This is a genomic window from Tepidimonas fonticaldi (genome assembly GCF_001675355.1).
In the GTDB taxonomy this organism is placed as follows: Bacteria; Pseudomonadota; Gammaproteobacteria; order Burkholderiales; family Burkholderiaceae_C; genus Tepidimonas; species Tepidimonas fonticaldi.
This window is the reverse complement of record NZ_LZDH01000035.1, coordinates 1-876: the sequence shown is the minus strand read 5'-3', so window position 1 is coordinate 876 and position 876 is coordinate 1. Positions and strand designations below refer to the sequence as shown.

At 44.9% G+C, this 876-nt stretch carries 2 pseudogenes; both read right to left on the bottom strand.

The window, feature by feature from the left end:
• Positions 1–523, bottom strand: a pseudogene (gene fliG, locus A9O67_RS12965) (flagellar motor switch protein FliG); the annotation flags it as partial.
• A 29-nt stretch (positions 524–552) separates the two neighbouring features.
• A pseudogene (locus tag A9O67_RS12960) lies at positions 553–876 on the bottom strand (hypothetical protein); the annotation flags it as partial.

Here is an 876-nt window from a genome sequence, read left to right as displayed (position 1 = left end):
TTTGGCCATCCAGTAAGTTGTTCAACACTTCGGTCAATTCCGCCAATGCAGCAGGTTGGACACCACCAAAGGTGGCGATACGTAGCATAATATCGTTGCGTTGGCGTTCTTCGAATAATTCGAGGACATCCGCTGCAAGATTGCGTTTTAAGTGAACCAAAATAGTGGCGATAATTTGCGGATGTTCATCACGGATAATATCGGCAACGGTTTGGGGTTCCATATAGTTGAGGCTTTCGATCCCTGACGTGGTTTCTTGTTTTTCAAAGATGTCCTCAAGTAGGCTTGCAGCGCGTTCTTCGCCAAGTGCTTTCACCAATACAGAACGCAGATAGTCATTCGTGTTGATATTGAGTGCCGCGAATTGAATCGCTGACTCTTCAAATTCAGTTAATACTTCTGCCAGTTCGTTATTTGAGATTTGGCGCATGTTTGACACTGCCATACTCAATTGCTGCACTTCTTTAGGATTCAGGTGCTTAAATACTTCCGCAGCCTGGTCTTCACCGAGCGTCATTAACATGACGGCACTTTTTTCTGTTCCACTTAAACTTATTGGGATTTTCCTAACCACTGACGGATAACCATTGCCACGATTTGTGGGTCTTTTTCTGCCATTTCACGGATACGTTGGCTTTGGATCTCAGCACTAACACGTTGACGAGTCAGGCGACGGCGTGTTTGCTCATCCATTTCTTCATCAATCGCTTCATCAACCACGAGCGGGGTTTTCAGTTGTGTGGCAACAAAAACCTCGGCTTCAGCTTGGGCTTGTTGTGCTTTACGGTATTTAACCCATTGAGGTTTGATACCGAAACGCCACATAAACCAAGCAATAATGGCAATAAGCAGTATTTTTCCGTAATCCAGTAACTG